Annotated in this window: 16 protein-coding genes, 1 pseudogene and 1 riboswitch; of the genes and pseudogenes, 6 read left to right on the forward strand and 11 right to left on the reverse strand. The window is 52.5% G+C overall.

What is annotated here, in order from left to right; translation table 11 throughout:
• Positions 1–55: 55 nt before the first annotated feature.
• The 7 genes and pseudogenes from thiD to RTX96_RS01495 all read right to left on the reverse strand — a co-directional run bounded on the left by thiD (position 56) and on the right by RTX96_RS01495 (position 7,683).
• Positions 56–856 carry a bifunctional hydroxymethylpyrimidine kinase/phosphomethylpyrimidine kinase gene (gene thiD / locus RTX96_RS01465; RefSeq protein ID WP_103819116.1) on the reverse strand — a complete coding sequence of 267 codons (801 nt, stop codon included), beginning with the start codon at positions 854–856 and terminating at the stop codon, positions 56–58.
• A complete protein-coding gene (gene thiM, locus RTX96_RS01470) occupies positions 853–1,641 on the reverse strand; it encodes a hydroxyethylthiazole kinase (protein ID WP_312669924.1) in 789 nt (262 codons plus the stop codon). Before thiM ends, thiD begins: the two co-directional genes overlap by 4 nt.
• A 32-nt stretch (positions 1,642–1,673) precedes the next feature.
• Positions 1,674–1,771, reverse strand: a riboswitch (TPP riboswitch).
• A 1,204-nt stretch (positions 1,772–2,975) separates the two neighbouring features.
• Complete coding sequence (locus RTX96_RS01475) at positions 2,976–4,421, reverse strand: AAA family ATPase (protein WP_312669925.1); 1,446 nt, start codon at positions 4,419–4,421, stop codon at positions 2,976–2,978.
• Positions 4,422–4,533: 112 nt separating this feature from the next.
• A pseudogene (locus RTX96_RS01480) lies at positions 4,534–4,980 on the reverse strand (integrase); the annotation flags it as partial.
• 88 nt (positions 4,981–5,068) lie between these two features.
• Entirely contained in the window at positions 5,069–5,647 is a 579-nt protein-coding gene (locus tag RTX96_RS01485) for a hypothetical protein (protein WP_312669926.1), read from the reverse strand.
• 370 nt (positions 5,648–6,017) lie between these two features.
• Positions 6,018–6,509 carry a type VI secretion system tube protein TssD gene (gene tssD / locus RTX96_RS01490; protein WP_312669927.1) on the reverse strand — a complete coding sequence of 164 codons (492 nt, stop codon included), beginning with the start codon at positions 6,507–6,509 and terminating at the stop codon, positions 6,018–6,020.
• Between the two features lie 280 nt (positions 6,510–6,789).
• Entirely contained in the window at positions 6,790–7,683 is an 894-nt protein-coding gene (locus tag RTX96_RS01495; RefSeq protein ID WP_312268205.1) for a LysR family transcriptional regulator, read from the reverse strand.
• Positions 7,684–7,847: 164 nt separating this feature from the next.
• Between RTX96_RS01495 and RTX96_RS01500 the strand changes: the two genes are divergently transcribed.
• The 4 genes from RTX96_RS01500 (at position 7,848) to RTX96_RS01515 (ending at position 10,153) form a co-directional block, all read left to right on the forward strand.
• Positions 7,848–8,855, forward strand: coding sequence for a zinc-binding alcohol dehydrogenase family protein (locus RTX96_RS01500; RefSeq protein WP_103819111.1), 1,008 nt, complete (start codon positions 7,848–7,850; stop codon positions 8,853–8,855).
• Positions 8,855–9,178 carry a putative quinol monooxygenase gene (locus RTX96_RS01505; RefSeq protein ID WP_103819110.1) on the forward strand — a complete coding sequence of 108 codons (324 nt, stop codon included), beginning with the start codon at positions 8,855–8,857 and terminating at the stop codon, positions 9,176–9,178. The genes RTX96_RS01500 and RTX96_RS01505 overlap by 1 nt, the downstream gene beginning before the upstream one ends.
• A gap of 223 nt (positions 9,179–9,401) precedes the next feature.
• On the forward strand, positions 9,402–9,731 hold the full coding sequence (locus RTX96_RS01510; protein ID WP_103819109.1) for an RcnB family protein: 330 nt from the start codon (positions 9,402–9,404) through the stop codon (positions 9,729–9,731).
• Positions 9,728–10,153 carry a GNAT family N-acetyltransferase gene (locus RTX96_RS01515; RefSeq protein WP_103819108.1) on the forward strand — a complete coding sequence of 142 codons (426 nt, stop codon included), beginning with the start codon at positions 9,728–9,730 and terminating at the stop codon, positions 10,151–10,153. Before RTX96_RS01510 ends, RTX96_RS01515 begins: the two co-directional genes overlap by 4 nt.
• 107 nt (positions 10,154–10,260) lie before the next feature.
• Here RTX96_RS01515 and apbC read toward each other — a convergent pair whose 3' ends face one another.
• Positions 10,261–11,370, reverse strand: a complete 1,110-nt coding sequence (gene apbC / locus RTX96_RS01520) for an iron-sulfur cluster carrier protein ApbC (protein WP_103819107.1) — start codon at positions 11,368–11,370, stop codon at positions 10,261–10,263.
• Positions 11,371–11,504: 134 nt separating this feature from the next.
• Here apbC and metG point away from each other — a divergent pair, with 134 nt between their 5' ends.
• Both metG and RTX96_RS01530 read left to right on the forward strand, forming a co-directional pair.
• Entirely contained in the window at positions 11,505–13,538 is a 2,034-nt protein-coding gene (gene metG / locus RTX96_RS01525; RefSeq protein ID WP_312670012.1) for a methionine--tRNA ligase, read from the forward strand.
• An 85-nt stretch (positions 13,539–13,623) separates the two neighbouring features.
• The gene (locus RTX96_RS01530) at positions 13,624–14,082 is read left to right on the forward strand and encodes a YehR family lipoprotein (RefSeq protein ID WP_103819106.1); all 459 of its coding nucleotides are present in this window, start codon (positions 13,624–13,626) and stop codon (positions 14,080–14,082) included.
• A 43-nt stretch (positions 14,083–14,125) separates the two neighbouring features.
• Here RTX96_RS01530 and RTX96_RS01535 read toward each other — a convergent pair whose 3' ends face one another.
• The 3 genes from RTX96_RS01535 to RTX96_RS01545 are packed head-to-tail and all read right to left on the reverse strand — an operon-like array spanning position 14,126 to position 17,043.
• Positions 14,126–14,593 (reverse strand): DUF1456 family protein, encoded by a 468-nt coding sequence (locus RTX96_RS01535; protein ID WP_103819105.1) that lies wholly within the window; start codon positions 14,591–14,593, stop codon positions 14,126–14,128.
• Positions 14,594–14,641: 48 nt separating this feature from the next.
• Positions 14,642–15,361, reverse strand: coding sequence for a two-component system response regulator BtsR (gene btsR / locus RTX96_RS01540; protein ID WP_103819104.1), 720 nt, complete (start codon positions 15,359–15,361; stop codon positions 14,642–14,644).
• A complete protein-coding gene (locus RTX96_RS01545; RefSeq protein WP_312669928.1) occupies positions 15,355–17,043 on the reverse strand; it encodes a sensor histidine kinase in 1,689 nt (562 codons plus the stop codon). Before RTX96_RS01545 ends, btsR begins: the two co-directional genes overlap by 7 nt.
• Between the last annotated feature and the right edge of the window lie 83 nt (positions 17,044–17,126).

Genomic DNA, 17,126 nt, shown 5'->3' on the forward strand with positions numbered 1-17,126 from the left:
CAGTAAATATTAAATCCCCTTCCGTAAGCCGGAAGGGTTATTTATGTGTTTGCTTTTACCACCAGGCGTGGAAATGGTGCACCGGGCCGATACCCTGCCCCACCTCCAGCGAGTCCGCCTGGCTCAGCGCCTGGGTTAACCAGCCTTTGGCTTCGGCTACGGTATCGGCCCAGTTAGTATGGCGTGGGCGCAGCGCCGCCAGCGCCGCCGAGAGCGTGCAGCCAGTGCCGTGGGTGTTTTTGGTGGCAATACGTGGAGCACTAAAGCGCGTGGCTCCCTCGCGGGTAAAGAGCCAGTCTGGGCTTTCGCCGTCGGTCAGATGGCCCCCCTTCATCAGCACCGCTTCACAGCCGAGGGCCAGCAGCGCCCGCCCCTGCTCATGCATATCCTGCTCGTTGCGAGCATGGTCGGCATCAAGCAGCGCCGCCGCCTCCGGCAGGTTAGGCGTAATCAGTGAAACCTGCGGCAGCAGTCGGGTGCGCAGGGTCGCGACCGCCGAGGGCGTCAGGAGCGGATCGCCGCTTTTCGCCAGCATCACCGTATCCAGCACGATATTCTCTACCCGATAGTGCGCCAGCCGCTCGGCCACCGCCTCGATGATATCGGTATCCGCCAGCATGCCAATTTTGGTGGTATCAATACGCACATCGCTCAGCACCGAATCCAGCTGCGCGGCGACAAATTCTGGGGTAATACGGTAAACCGACTGCACACCGAGGGTGTTCTGCGCCACCAGCGCGGTGATGACCGAGCAGCCATAGGCCCCGAGGGCGGAGAAGGTTTTCAGATCCGCCTGGATGCCTGCCCCGCCGCTGGGATCGGTTCCGGCGATGGTCAATGCATTGATTCGTTTCATGCCGGGGCGCCTCCATCCAGATGATAGAGCGCATCGAGAAACGCTGCGGCAAAGGAGCCTGGGCCACGACTCGCTGCCACCGCCTCGCCGCCTGCAAGGGCGAACAGGCCGCAGGCCGCCGCAACGTTAACGAGACGCTCGCCAGGCAGCGCACAGCTTGTCGCCACAACCGCCGACAGCGCGCAGCCGGTGCCCACTACCCGGGTCATGATCGACGCCCCGCCGATGACCTTCAGCGTGCGGTTGCCGTCGGTGACGTAGTCCACCTCACCTGTGACGGCGACCACCGCTCCCGTTTCCCGAGCCAGCTGCTCCGCCGCAGGAAGCGCCGCGCTGGCCGAATCGGTGGTATCCACGCCGCGCCCGCCTGTGCTCACGCCCGCGAGGGCCATAATCTCCGAGGCGTTACCGCGGATCGCCGCCGGACGTAGGGCGAGGATCTCCCGGCAGAAGCGGGTCCGAAATTCGAGCGCACCAACGGCTACCGGGTCGAGAGTCCAGGGTTTGTCCGCTTGATTAGCACTGTAAATAGCGGCGCGCATGGCATCGGCGCGATCGGCGGTGAGCGTGCCGACGTTAATCAGCAGCGCGTCGGCGATAGCGCTGAACTGCACGGCCTCCTCACGCTCAATCACCATTGCAGGGGAAGCGCCGAGGGCAAGCAGAACGTTAGCGGTAAAGGTCTGCACAACGTCGTTAGTCATGCAGTGAACAAGCGGGGAACGGGTACGGAAGTGCTGTAAAACAGACGCGATATACGCGTGGCTCAGCAGGTCAGGTTGCATAGCTAGCTCCTGCCCGGCGCGAAGAAGGGACGCCGGCAGGCATCTGACTTCCCTACGCTGGCATTATCCAGATCAGGTGGTACGGGTATTTCTCAGCCTTCAACGAAGAAGGGCACCCCGAGTCAAATAAGACAAAATCAAAAGCTTGCGATTAACGTTCCGTTAATCCCTGTTCTGGATCATGCCAGCGGAAAGCCAAAGACTCAACCCTAAAAAATCCTCTGTGTCCCAGTTTGTGTCTCATGTTGTGTCCCACACATTAATGGCAGGCACAAAAAAATCGCCTATAAGGCGGCTTAAGAAAATTATTTCAGTCGTGATGATTTAAATTAAATCTATTTTCTGCATACCTTTTCATCATGCAGTCGAAGTGCTTTTGCCAACTCCAATTGGGATGCAAAGGACAGACGGGAGCGGCTGATCTTGATACCGTCAATAATGATGTATGTAGGGTAAATAGTGACCATACGCCCCATGTATTGGAAGTGTTTAGGGTGGTTTGACTTATCGTTATTCATTGAGTGCCATCCGTCTGGGCGGGGGTAATCTCGGTAACGGATAATTGATGTAAAACAGACAAAAATCAATAACTTAACAGAAAACAAAATCCAGGGGTGTACACTGGCGAGCCTCACTCAGCCTACCCTATACCCGAATATAAAAAGGAGCGGGTCCCTTCCATTTGGGTGGGAAAATATCTGGGAGTTTGGATATTGCTGCTAGGCCCCTCGACCTGAGGCCCTGGGTGACGAGTGTATTTTCGCCAAATATCTGGAGGCACTCCCTGCCGGTTGGCCTGCATTCTGAGCAAACTTTGTGCAATCTTCCGCTCCTACAGTGCGCCTGCTCAGAAATCGCTTTATTCTCAATTACTTAATAACAACACAATACCAAAAAGTAATAACCGACCGTTACGGCATGGTGACCATTTACCAGGAGGCGAGCTTCATCCCGCTGAACCTACGCCCGAACTACACGCTGAACGTTAAGCTGAAGTAATGCAGAATGCCCCCGGTCTTGCCCTTTGGGTATCGGCTGGGGGTTTTCCCTTCCGGTTATATTCATTTTTACTTTTAACTGAGGTGTCACATGAAAGTCACAATTAATATACCTGGGGCTGGGGCTGGGGCTGGGGCTGGGGCTGTCTATGTATCTGGCGCGGCGGATGTCGTAAAACGTAAAGCACTGTGTAGAGAGTTGGGCCTGTGTAACGTGACCTTTAGCCGTTTGGAGTCACAACACGGTTTTGAATATGCTTTAAGCATGCTATTGTCTAAAAGTCGTAAGCTATTAAATTAATATGAAAAGGCGAGCCAAATGGCTCGCCTTTTTCTTTACAGAAGTCCAACCATCTGTTGGATTGAAGTTAGTAATTCTTGTTGTGTATAACGATGAGATTGCATTGTAACATTCTCTGGGTGGTGTATATGATTACGGATGAATGTTTGCAACGAAGTATCCGAAGGTGATTGCGCCACACCTTTAAACTCCTTGACCCATATTTTATCAAGTGCGATCCTGTTCGCACTTAGCCATTGATCCATTGCTCTTTCATTTGGACAGGAGTTTTTCTCCTGCAGGTATCCATATAATTCATTATGCAATTCCACGGTTGCTAAATTGTATGCCTTAAAATTAATCTCCCCCCAGGATGGAGACCATGGGAACCATGGAGAAGTATCAGCCCTTTCCACAATATTTTTGTTATTTTCTTTTTTAAAAACAAATAAACCAACATTTTTGAGGAAAGGGGAAGATAGAAGGAAAGGAGAATGCGTTGTAACAAAAACCTGTCTACTTTTGGAGATAATCATCAAAGCTTCTAAAAGCTTTTGCTGGCCTGACGGATGAAGACATATTTCAGGTTCATCAATGAAAAGATAAAATGGCTTGCTGATTCCCGCACCATGGGCGTTACACGTTATCTCAGCGTACACCTGAAGTAATGATAGGGCCAGCGCCCTTTGCATACCATGCCCCTTCTCTCCCATAGGGACATTTACCCCATCATCAATCATGATGGAAATAGTTTTGAAAAAATTCTCTACCTGCAATTCTTCAAAAATGAAGGAAATATCTGCCATGCCAAATTGAGAAGAAAAAACCTCTCTAACTTGATTTTCGACTAATGATATTTTCTGTCTCAACTCTGATTCAGGATGATTGAATACGCGATGGTATTGTTCAGAAAATGATCTGTATTCATCCGTTGCAATATGGCCCAAGGCTATCTCTTTTAGAAGCGAACCACATATAGTTGTAGAGCCAAACTTTACTTCATTGCTTGGATTTGTATCAGCCCAAATGAAGTTATTATCATAAAATTTCTTGAATGGGGCATCTATGCCACTTGGGTTAACAAATTCATTTCCATTCCAAAATAATATTTTCTTCTCCCCAGCCTCGCTACATCTCTTTACTCTAAAATAATTTACTCCTTCATCCTCATAAACATGCGAGGTGAATGCAGCCACCTTATTGGCTTGTACATGAGCAGCAATTACTTCTGATAAATTCCCAGTAAACGTCAACTCGGCTGAAAGCTTTTCAGCTATATTATCGGGGACTGATTTACATATAAGATCTTCAATATTTTTTTTAGTTCCGTCCTTAATAAAATCTATGATTTCAAATATAGTAGATTTTCCTGCGTTGTTTTCACCCACGAAAATATTAAGCCCACTGCCTTCCGTTTGTCCATCAGGGATATTAAATTCCAACTGATTAACTTCCCCGTGATACCCTTTAAAATTTTCTATTTTCAGTTTTTTAATAAACATTACTAATCCTTTATGCTGGCTGTGTATAGAAAAATAACCTTAAGTAGAACACCATGTTTTATGCAATTTATATCACTGAAATTTGAGCAAGACTATGACATTTCGCAAATAATTAGCCATGCCAACATAATCCATCAATGACGTAAGAAACAGTTTTCAGAGGAAAGATATGCAAGTATCTCCTTGTGATCCCTAACCCGCTTTTCTCGTGCCCAACCACCTGCTGCAAGTGCGCTAGATTACCAACCCAGCCAGATAAACAGGTTGAAATCATAGTATGCCGCAAACTGTGCATCAATCGCCGATGTCCATAGTCATCAAGGTAAGGAATACCAAGCTGATCGCGGACATCAGCTAAGACCTTACCTATCTTCGACATATTCTTACCCAACACAGTGGAGAAGATTTTCTCTTTCCATTGGCGGTTAACAAAATCAAGGAAACCCCATTCAATCAGTTTGGGATGGGTTGCCACCTGCCTTGTCGCGTTCTCAGTTTTACCCAGTTTCCCATCGGCGATCGGGAGGTAGTGCCGCTGGCTATCTTCGTCATATTTAAGTAGTCAGTTCAACGTTGATACCAGGATACTCGTGGAGAAAAGGCTTTACTCCACATCCCCTTTCTCATGTAATTGTGTAGTAAGCGCATTAACTCGTAGTAAGCTGACTTATAAAAATTCCTTGCATTACATTTCCCTTGAGATAATACTGAATACAGTTTCCCTGTATGTAATCACTCGAGACCTTTGTATCATTACAATACATAACAATATCTTTATTTGGTTTGTTAGAAAAATAAGAAGATACTTTTTCTTTAGACGCATTTAATAATGGCACATCATTAATGGACACCTCCAACCTATCCTTAAATGCTTTACAGTTTGAATTGCCCGCTGCGATACCTATCGCAGTAAGATCCCCCTGACCCATTTCATTATCCGATATAAACCAATAATTCACACCTTCACTTTTTAGACAAATCCAGGATGCTTGATCGTCTTTACTTACAGTAATGCCAGTATGTTTAGCAATATCATCCAGCGTACTGGACTCCATTACATAACTATCCCCCCCTATAATAACATCAGGTATCAAAGATTTATTTGTATCATGTTCATCCGAGTAATTCTCTCTATCCTCATCATAGTACCTTGCCCCAAAACCTTCCATACGGACAGCGAAACAAGCATTACTCATCAGGATTAATATTAATAGAGTAAATTTCATATTAATCTTCAACCACCAGAACCTTATCTGAACTATCATTAATTTCTTTACGATACCGAATATCTAATATAATGCATCCATCAGAAGCATCTCGAGGGTGCTTTCCACTATTGCCATGTATCATAAATCCATCTCGTCCACACATTTGATTCTCAATAAAGGGGGGTCAAACGCATTGTCATGGCCCGTGTTTTATGATGATAGAAAGCAGGCCCAATAGTGTAAGTACCTCTTGGCAAAGGACCTTTACCACTTACACACTCATTTGCGGAATCATTCCAATATCCCGGCCTACCTGAGTATTCAGCATCAAATTTATATGTACCATTTAGGTAGAATGCGTGTGCACTAACTTTATATACCCACGGCATTATGCGGCCTCCATGCTGTTCCATGAGTCGGAATGAATAATATTCCCGTCCAGGTAGTGCCACGTAATCTTTTCATAGGCTAAGTAGAAAGCCTCAAGATGATTGTGCTTCTCGTAGCGGGGATTGTCTATATCCATCATAAAAGGTTCAACTTCGTTTACCCTTACGTTCTCCATTGTAACCCGGAAGTACTCTTCTTCCTGCCCGTTGTAATTGATTCGATAGAATTTTAAGATAGCCTCTTTAAACTTTCTACCCGTAGATACCCCCTGATAAAGATAGGGTGATGAACTGTCCAGCTCTTTAATTAGGAAGTAATCGCCATGTACACGCTTACTTACAATCTTGCCCGTACGGTCATCTGTAGGTAAATCTACCGTGTGCATTAGCTCTATAATCTCAATAGAACCTTCACGATCTTTTACATCGACAGATCCTCTAACGGCAGTGCCACCGTCATCTTTTAACCATAAATAAACTGGGATTGCCATTTGTTTCCTTATTTAACATTTTTAATAAAAAAGTAATTTCATTATTCGACGCCAATATTCGTTAGCCTATTCCTACTATGAAGAATTTCAATGCATCAATAGTAACAAAAATTAATCTATAAACAGGTGATAGTGGCTGGAACACGCCCTGTCTAATGATAGGGCATATTATATAAAAAAGATGTCACTTAACGCTTGGGCAATTCATCGCCATAATTATATTTACTGAAAAAATAATCATTAGGTATTCATTATACTAATCAATGTTACTGGTCACCCCCTACCCCTTATACCTCAGCGCCTCGATCAGCCGGGCAAAAGCCTGGGTGTGCTGCTTGCGGCTGGGGTAGTAGAGGTAATAACCCTGAAACGGTTCGCACCACGGCTCCAGCACCGCCTCCAGTTTCCCCTCGGCCAGCGCGCCCGCGACCGTATCCTCTGGTACAAACGCCAGCCCCATACCGGAGATGGCTGCATCAATACGAGCAGGCAGATTATTAAACGTCAGCTGCCCCTCGACCCGTACGCGCAGATCCTGTCCGTTGCGGGAAAACTCCCAGGCATAAAGCCCACCGAGCGTTGGCAGACGAATATTAATACAGCGGTGATGCTGAAGATCGTGCGGCGTGTCTGGCCTGCCATGACGGGCAAAGTAGTCCGGCGAGCCGACCACCAGCATCCGCCAGTCTGGCCCAATTCTGACTGCGACCATATCTTTCGCTACCTGCTCCCCCAGCCGCACCCCCGCATCAAAGCGGCCGCTGACGATATCCGTCAGGCTATTGTCGGTGGTCAGCTCAACGTTAATGTCAGGATAAGCATTTAGAAAAGGCTTTAGCGCCGGCCAGACCGTAGATTGCAGGGCGTGCTCGCCAAGATTGATACGAATATTGCCTGCGACGCGATCGCGCATCTCGGTCAGCGAGGTGAGCTCGGTTTCGATCTCACTAAAGCGCGGCGCAATGGTATTGATAAGTCTTTCACCCGCCTCGGTTGGGGCTACGCTGCGGGTAGTGCGCGTTAACAGGCGGATCTCAAGCCGCTCCTCCAGCCCTTTAATGGCGTGGCTCAAAGCCGACTGGGATACGCCAAGCTTTGCCGCCGCCCGGGTAAAGCTCCGCTCCTGCGCGACCACGGTCAGATAGTAGAGATCGTTAAAATTATCTTTGAGCATCAACATCATCTCACTATTTATGAGTAAGGCTCAACAGTAGCGCAATCGCACGTCATTTTCACTCCCCGAGGATAAGTGCTGCTGTTAGCAGGCGCTGTTTCCGCCGTCCGACGCTGGTTACCCTAAACTCAATCATCTAAAGCCACTCATGCTATGGAGTATTTATGAAAGCTATTGCTATTACCGCCGCGGCACAGGCCGATGGCAATATTGACGCCCTGCAGGAGATTGAGATTGAACAACCGGTCGCACATGGCCATGACCTGCTGGTGCAGGTTAAAGCTATCTCCGTTAACCCGGTGGATACTAAAGTTCGTGCAGGCTTTAACGCCGATACGCCGCGTATTCTCGGCTGGGATGCCGTAGGTATCGTAGCCGAAGTAGGCGATGCGGTTACGCTGTTTAAGCCAGGCGACACCGTGTGGTATGCCGGGGCGCTGACCCGCCCGGGCAGCAATAGCGAATATCAGCTGGTGGATGAGCGCATCGTGGCGCTGAAGCCCACCTCCCTGGATAACGCTTCCGCCGCTGCGCTGCCGTTAACGGCCATTACGGCCTGGGAGATGCTGTTCGATCGCCTGGGGATTAGCGAAAACGGTAACGAAGGCGACGTATTGTTGATCGTCGGTGCGGCAGGCGGCGTCGGCTCCATCATGACCCAGCTTGCCCGTAAGCTCACCAAAATGACGGTGATCGGCACGGCCTCACGCCCGGCAAGCCAGAAGTGGGTGACCGATCTCGGCGCGCACCACGTTATCGATCACAGCAAACCGCTTGCCGAGGAGCTGGCCCGCATCGGTATCCAGCATGTCACCCACGTCGCCAGCCTGAACAGTACCGAACAGCACTACCCCCAGCTGATTGAGGCGCTGATCCCGCAGGGCAAGCTGGCGCTGATTGACGATCCTGAGACGCTGGATGCGCGCCCGCTAAAGGTAAAGAGCATCTCTCTGCACTGGGAGTTTATGTTTACCCGTTCGATGTTCGAAACCGAGGATATCATTGAGCAGCACCGTCTGCTGACCCGCGTCGCCTCGCTTATCGACAGCGGCGTGATCCAGACCACCCTGGGCGAACACTTTGGTGCCATTAACGCCGAGAATCTGCGTAAAGCGCATCGGTTGATCGAAACCCAGCGTGCGGTCGGTAAAATTGTGCTGGAGGGTTTTTAATGTCCGACAACACGTCCATATCAGCGGAGGATAACCTGACCATCCTTGCGGTGCTTACCGCCAAGCCGGATCACGTCGAGGCGTTAAAAGCGGCCCTAATCGCGCTGATCGCACCAACCCGCCAGGAGCCGGGCAATATGCGTTACGATCTGTTTCAGCTAACGGAGACGCCAGAGGTATTTCATATGCAAGAGCGCTGGCAGAGCCAGGCGGCGCTGGATGACCATGTCGCCACGCCGCACTTCCAGACATTTGTTAGCCAGATGGACAGGCTGCTTAATGAACCGCTTGCTATCGTTCCGCTAACGCCTGTTAGCCTGTAGCCAGGAATCATCCCAAAAGGGATCGTCCTTCACAAGCGGAGAGCTGTTTTAGCGATCCGCTGCTTCTGCTTTCTCCCGCATTTGCTTACACTTTTTCTCAGTGCGCGCGCGGGCATGATGTTTTTTGCTATTGCTTTCAGAGAGAAATCACAGCAATGATAGCGCGCACATAATACCAAAGGGCCAGACGACAATAGCCCGCCCGGCAAAATATGGAGAGATCATGGGTAAGACTAAACTGATGCTTCTTGGTGCGCTGCTGGTATCAGCCAGTACCGCTTTCGCAGCGCCACAGCCTGCTTCCGCTACCGGCATATCCAAATACGAACTGCAGGAATTTGTCGCCGACTTTACTAAATTCAAAATCGGCGACACCGTTCCGCCGATGTACCTCACCGACGAATACAACATTAAGGCGTGGCAGCAGCGCAACCTGCCTGCACCGGATGCCGGAAGCCGCTGGACCTACATGGGCGGCAACTATGTGCTGATCACCGAACCTGAAGGTAAGATCCTTAAAATCTATGACGGCGAGATTTTCTACCACCGATGATTATTCGTCCCTGGCAGGAGAGCGATCGCCCTTTCCTACGCACGCTCTACCTGCACGCTCGTCGCACCTGCTGGACCTGGAAAGAGGGCAGCGACTGGCAGCTGGAAGATTTTGATGCCGCCACCCTTGGGGAGCGCATCTGGGTCGCTGAAGAGGATGGGCACCGCCTGGGCTTCGCGTCGGTCACGCTGAACGATAATTTTGTCCACAACCTGTTTGTTGACCCGGCGTATCAAGGCCGGGGCGTCGGCAGCGCGCTGCTGAAGAAGGTGCAGTCGAATTTTACAAGTTCGGGATCGCTGAAGTGTCTTGCCGAGAACAAAGCCGCACTGGCGTTTTATCGCCGTCACGGCTGGCATATCGAGGCGCGAGGCGAGGCGCCGGAAGGGGATTACTACCTTTTACACTATCGGTTGCCTTAGAAATGTAGGCCCGGTAAGCGTAGCGCCACCGGGCATTTCTATGCTGATGCTGCAATGCCGGGCGGCACTGCGTTTGCCCGGCCTACAAAATGCAAATCCGACGCCGCTTACACCGCGCGGAAGGCGATCTCGGACGGGATCACATCGCCCTGCCAGTAGAGCTGAGCGGCAACGCGTCCCGCCAGCCGACGGTAGAGTGCAGTAAACTCGCTATCCGGACGGTGGATCACCGTTGGCGTGCCGTTGTCGAGATCTTCACGCAGCGTAATGTGCAGCGGCATCTGTCCCAGCAGTTCAGTGTGGTACTGCTGAGCCAGCTTCTCTGCGCCACCGGTGCCGAAGATAGCTTCATGATGGCCGCAGTTGCTGCAAATATGCATGCTCATATTTTCGACAATGCCCAGCACCGGGACTTCCACCTTCTCAAACATCACGATGCCTTTTTTAGCGTCGATGAGGGCGATATCCTGCGGCGTCGTCACCACCAGCGCGCCGGTCACCGGAATGTTTTGCGCCAGCGTCAGCTGTATGTCACCGGTGCCCGGCGGCATATCCAGCACCAGATAGTCCAGATCCGGCCACATTGACTCCTGCAGCAGCTGCAGCAGCGCCTTGCTGGCCATCGGGCCACGCCACACCATCGCGTTATCGTCGGTGACCAGGTAGCCGATAGAGTTGGTCGCGAGACCGTGGGCCATGATCGGCGCCATGTGGGTACCGTCCGGGGAGGTCGGGCGATTGCCCTCAGTGCCCAGCATCGCCGGAATTGACGGACCGTAGATATCGGCATCGAGGATACCGACCTTCGCCCCTTCGGCAGCCAGCGCCAGCGCCAGATTAACCGCGGTAGAGGACTTCCCTACCCCGCCCTTACCGGAGCTGACGGCAATAATGTTCTTCACGCCGTTGATGCCCGGCTGGTTTTTAACACGCTTCAGCGTGGCGATAGTATGGGACAGCTTCCAGTCGATGGCTTTTGCGCCGGTAATGCGCAGCAGCTCGGCGCTGCACTGCTCCTTCAGCTCCTCAAACGCGCTGCGCCAGGCGAACGGCATCAGCAGTTCGATGTGCACGGTGTCATCCAGCCAGGCAACGTGGTGCACGGCTTTTAGCGCGGTGAGATTATGCTTCAAAGTGGGGTGCTGAAAATTTGCCAGCGTTCCGGCAACCATTGCTCGCAGGGCTTCCGGTGATTTGGCCTGGGATTGAGAGTTCATCCCGACTCCTCTGTTCTTGTAGGTGAAAAGCTCGTGTAGCAAGTTTACCTGAAAGAGAAAGTTTTGTGCTTACTTATAATGGCCCTTTTGGTAATATCAAAACCCCTTTTTTTACAGAAGACGTAATGCTCACTATGACTCAAGTCGCGAAAAAAATTCTGGTAACGTGCGCGCTGCCGTACGCAAACGGCTCAATCCACCTCGGCCATATGCTGGAGCACATCCAGGCTGATGTCTGGGTCCGTTACCAGCGAATGCGCGGCCACGAAGTCAACTTCATCTGCGCCGATGACGCCCACGGCACGCCAATCATGCTGAAAGCTCAGCAGCTGGGCATCACCCCGGAGCAGATGATCGGTGAGATGAGCCAGGAGCACCAGACCGATTTTGCTGGCTTTGATATTAGCTATGACAACTACCACTCTACGCACAGCGAAGAGAACCGCGAGCTGTCCGAGCTGATCTACGGTCGCCTGAAAGAGAACGGTTTTATTAAGAACCGCACCATCTCTCAGCTCTACGATCCGGAGAAAGGCATGTTCCTGCCGGACCGTTTTGTGAAAGGCACCTGCCCGAAATGTAAGTCACCGGACCAGTATGGCGATAACTGCGAAGTGTGCGGGGCGACCTACAGCCCGACCGAGCTGATTGAGCCGAAGTCGGTAGTCTCTGGCGCGACGCCGGTAATGCGTGACTCTGAGCACTTCTTCTTTGACCTGCCGTCGTTTAGCGAAATGCTGCAGGCGTGGACCCGCTCTGGCGCGCTGCAGGAGCAGGTGGCTAACAAGATGCAGGAGTGGTTCGAATCCGGCCTGCAGCAGTGGGATATCTCCCGCGATGCGCCCTACTTCGGCTTTGAAATTCCGAACGCGCCGGGCAAATACTTCTACGTCTGGCTGGATGCGCCGATCGGCTACATGGGCTCGTTCAAAAACCTGTGCGACAAGCGCGGCGACACCGTTAGCTTCGACGAATACTGGAAAAAAGAGTCCACCGCCGAGCTGTATCACTTTATCGGCAAGGATATCGTCTACTTCCACAGCCTGTTCTGGCCAGCGATGCTGGAAGGCAGCAACTTCCGCAAGCCAACCAACCTGTTCGTGCACGGCTATGTGACGGTGAACGGCGCGAAGATGTCCAAATCGCGCGGGACCTTCATTAAGGCCAGCACCTGGCTGAACCACTTCGATGCTGACAGCCTGCGCTACTACTACACCGCCAAGCTCTCTTCGCGCATCGACGATATCGACCTGAACCTGGAAGATTTCGTTCAGCGCGTGAATGCCGACATCGTTAACAAGGTAGTGAACCTCGCCTCCCGTAACGCAGGCTTTATCGCCAAGCGCTTTGACGGCGTGCTGGCGGCCGAGCTGCCGGATCCGGCGCTCTATAAAACCTTTACCGATGCGGCAGCCAGCATTGGCGAAGCATGGGAGAGCCGCGAGTTTGGTAAAGCGGTGCGTGAGATCATGGCCCTGGCCGACGTGGCAAACCGCTACGTTGACGAGCAGGCACCGTGGGTAGTGGCGAAGCAGGAGGGTCGCGATGCCGACCTGCAGGCTATCTGTACTATGGGACTTAACCTGTTCCGCGTGCTGATGACCTGGCTGAAGCCGGTGCTGCCGCAGCTGGCCGCACGTGCCGAAGCGTTCCTGAACACTGAGCTGAACTGGGATGCTATCCAGCAGCCGCTGCTGAGCCACAAGGTGAATACCTTTAAGGCGCTGTATAACCGCATCGAGATGAAGCAGGTTGAAGCCCTGGTCGAGGCCTCGAAAGAGGAGGTTAAAGCCGCCGCTGCGCCGGTTACCGGTCCGCTGGCTGACGATCCGATTCAGGAGACCATTAGCTTTGACGACTTCGCTAAGGTCGATATGCGCGTGGCGCTGATTGAGAACGCCGAGTTTGTTGACGGCTCTGACAAGCTGCTGCGCCTGACCCTCGATCTCGGTGGCGAGAAACGCAACGTCTTCTCCGGCATTCGCTCTGCCTATCCGGATCCGGCCGCTCTCGTGGGCCGCCTGACGGTAATGGTTGCCAACCTCGCGCCGCGTAAGATGCGCTTTGGTATCTCCGAAGGCATGGTAATGGCCGCCGGTCCTGGCGGGAAGGATATCTTCCTGCTTAGCCCGGACAGCGGCGCGCAGCCGGGCCAACAGGTTAAATAATCCGCAAAGGGTGCTCTAAACAGAGCGCCCTTTTTTTATTGCGCTATGATTTTAGGGACAGGGTTATTTTAAATAAGGGAAAAGTATGAACATTCTGAAAAAAGTCATTGCTACTGCGTTTACTGCACTGCTGGTAATTACCTTGAGCGGCTGCGGCGATAAAGAGGAGAGTAAGACCTTTACCTGGTCAGACGGTAAAACCAACGTTGAGCTGACCTATTACTATAAAAACGACGTCGTACTGCGCCAGACGGCGAAAAATACGCTGCACTATGATGCACTGGGTATCCCGAATAAAGAGGCGGCCATGCAGCGTCTGGGGCCAATCAGCGAACAATATAAAGAGATTAAAGGCGTGGATGAGAGCCTGGACTATCAGGATACCTATGCCACTGAGACCTTAACCGTTGATTACACGAAAGTCGATCGCGATGCGCTGCAAAAAGTGCAGGGCACAGCCTTCACCGGTGAAATCAAAGAAGGTATCAGCATGAAAAAATCAGAGGAGCTGCTGGAGTCTCGCGGCTTTAAAGAGGTTAAATAATCGACTTTATGCCCGGCAGCGCCAGTTGCCGGGCAGTCTCACGTTATTTAGCCGCGTGCAGACGAACGGCCAGGCCACGCAGGAAATAACGGAAAAACTGATCCCCACACTCGCGGTAATTCTTATGATCCGGCGCCCGCATCATGGCGGTAATTTCCGGCATCGATACGCGGAACTGCTGCTCGGTCAGAATAGCCAGAATATCGTCGGTTTTTAACGCAAAGGCGATCCGCAGTTTCTTCAGCACAATATTATTATTCAGCTTGCGCTCGGCCTTCAGCTCAGGGGCGGATTCATCTTTGCCCCGGCGGGCATAAATTAGCCCGTTAAGGAAGGTTGACATCACGATGTCCGGGCAGGCCTGGAACCCCGCCTCCTCCTCTTTACGCAGCCAGGCGGCAATCTGCTGCTCGCTGGCCTCTGCGCCGCCAAGGGTAAAGATCCGTTGCAGCTCGGTGTTGTTGGCTTTCAGGGTGTAGCGCAGGCTACGTAAAATATCGTTGTTCAGCATAGTCTCTTCAGCGGTGATTTTCGCAAACGCACAGTGTACCACCGAAGTTTATAACCCCAGCGCCTCTTTTAGATTTTTCAGGTAGCGGCGGCTCACCGGCACGGTGTGACCGGCACGCAGAAGGAGCTCGGCCTGACCGTTATCCTCAAAGCGGATCTCCTGCAGATGCGTCATATTCACCAGATACTGTCGATGGCAGCGCATGAGCGGCGTACGCTGCTCAAGGGTGCGCAGCGTCAGCTCGGTAAAGCCCTCTTTGCCCTCGTGGCTGGTGACGTAGACGCCGCTCATCCGGCTGCTGACAAAGGCCACGTCGTCCATCTGCAACAGCCAAATGCGGCTGTGGCCGGTACAGGGAATGAACTTCAGCGCCTGCTGGTTCTCCGGCAAAAGGGAGATATCCTGCACGCCCCGCTCCTGACGTAGACGCTGTAGCGTCTTCGCCAGCCGTGGCGCCTCAATAGGCTTGAGCAGGTAGTCAAAGGCGTGCTCTTCAAACGCCTTCACCGCATACTCATCGAAGGCGGTGAGAAACACGACGTAAGGACGCTGGTCCGGGTCGAGCATGCCGACCATCTCCAGCCCGCTGATGCGCGGCATCTGGATATCCAGAAACAGCACGTCCGGGCGCAGCTTGTGCACCGCCCCCAGTGCCTCAATCGCGTTAGCGCACTCGCCAACAATCTCAATATCGCTCTCATCTTCCAGCAGAACGCGCAGGTTCTCCCGCGCCAGCGGTTCGTCATCGACAATCAACACTTTTAACATGCGTTCTCCTCCAGGGGCAATCGCAGGGTAATGCGGGTAAACCGATCCGGCTCGCACTTCACCGTAATGCCGCAGGTATCGCCAAACCGCGCCCGTAGGCGCTTGTCCACGAGACTCATACCCAACCCGCTGGCATCGGTTTTTGGCTGGTAGAGACCCGCGTTATCTTCGATATCCAGCACCAGATGATTTTCATGCTGGCTGGCCTGGATGGTGATCTCCCCCACCCCAAGCAGATGCGAGGTGCCGTGCTTAATGGCGTTCTCGACAATTGGCTGTAGGGTAAAGGCCGGGAGCTGCTGATGGGCCAGCGCCTCGGGCACGTACAGCGTCACCTGCAAGTTGGCCTGAAAGCGCGCCTTCTCAATTTGCAGATAGGCGTTCACATGCTCAATCTCATCCGCCAGGGTAACCACTTCCGACGGGCGCTTGAGGTTTTTACGGAAAAAGGTGGAAAGATACTGCACCAGCTGGCCCGCCTGGTCGCTGTCGCGGCGGATCACCGCCTTCAGCGTATTGAGGGCGTTAAACAGAAAGTGCGGATTGACCTGGGCATGGAGCAGCTTGATCTCCGACTGGGTCAGGAGCGCCTTCTGTCGCTCGTACTGCCCGGCCAGAATTTGCGCCGACAGCAGCTGGGCAATCCCCTCCCCCAGCGTGCGATTGATAGAGCTAAACAGACGATTCTTGGCCTCGTAAAGTTTGATGGTGCCCATTACCCGCTGATTTTCGCCGCGCAGCGGGATCACCAGCGTCGAGCCGAGTTTGCATTGGGGATGGAGCGAGCAGCGATAGGGCACCTCGTTGCCGTCGGCGTAGACTACCTCGCCGGTCTCCAGCGTCTTTTTGGTCCAGGGGGAGGAGATGGGCCGCCCCGGCAGATGGTGATCGTCACCGATGCCCTTGAACGCCAGCAGCTTCTCCCGGTCGGTGATGGCTACCGCGCCGATATCCAGCTCCTGATAGAGTACCTGGGCCACCTTCATGCTGTTCTCTTCGTTAAACCCCTGACGCAAGATCCCCTCCGTAGAGGCCGCCACTTTCAAGGCGGTGGCGGAGAAGGCTGAGGTGTACTTTTCGAACATGGCGCGCTTATCCAGCAGGATGCGCATAAACAGCGCCGCGCCCACGGTATTGGTCACCATCATGGGCGCAGCGATGCTGCCTACCAGATGCAGGGCGTCGGCAAAGGGTCGGGCGATAAGCAGAATGATCAGCATCTGCACCAGCTCCGCCACCAGGGTAATCGCCCCTGCCGTTAATGGGTTAAAAACGTAGTCGGTGCGGCCACGCTTGATCAGCATACTGTGCACCAACCCGCCGAGCAGTCCTTCAACCATCGTGGAGAGCATGCAGCTCAGGGCGGTCATACCGCCCATCGAGTAGCGATGCAGGCCGCCGGTGAAACCCACCAGCCCGCCCACCAGCGGGCCGCCGAGCAGGCCACCCATCACCGCGCCTATGGCCCGCGTATTGGCGATGGAGTCTTCGATATGCAGACCAAAGTAGGTTCCCAGAATGCAGAAGATTGAGAAGGTCACATAGCAGAGCAGCTTGTGGGGTAAGCGGACAGTGACCTGCATCAAGGGAATAAAGAGCCGGGTTTTACTCATTAGCCAGGCAATAACCAGAAAAACGCACATCTGCTGCAGCAGCAGCAGGACCAGATTAAATTCATACATGCCTGCGCGTTCCTCCCGATAAAAACGCGTAACATACAGTGAGTGGATGTAACTTTCTTTTAAGCATTGCAATAAATCGGAAA

It is taken from the genome of Pseudescherichia sp. (assembly GCF_032052675.1).
Lineage (GTDB): Bacteria > Pseudomonadota > Gammaproteobacteria > Enterobacterales > Enterobacteriaceae > Pseudescherichia.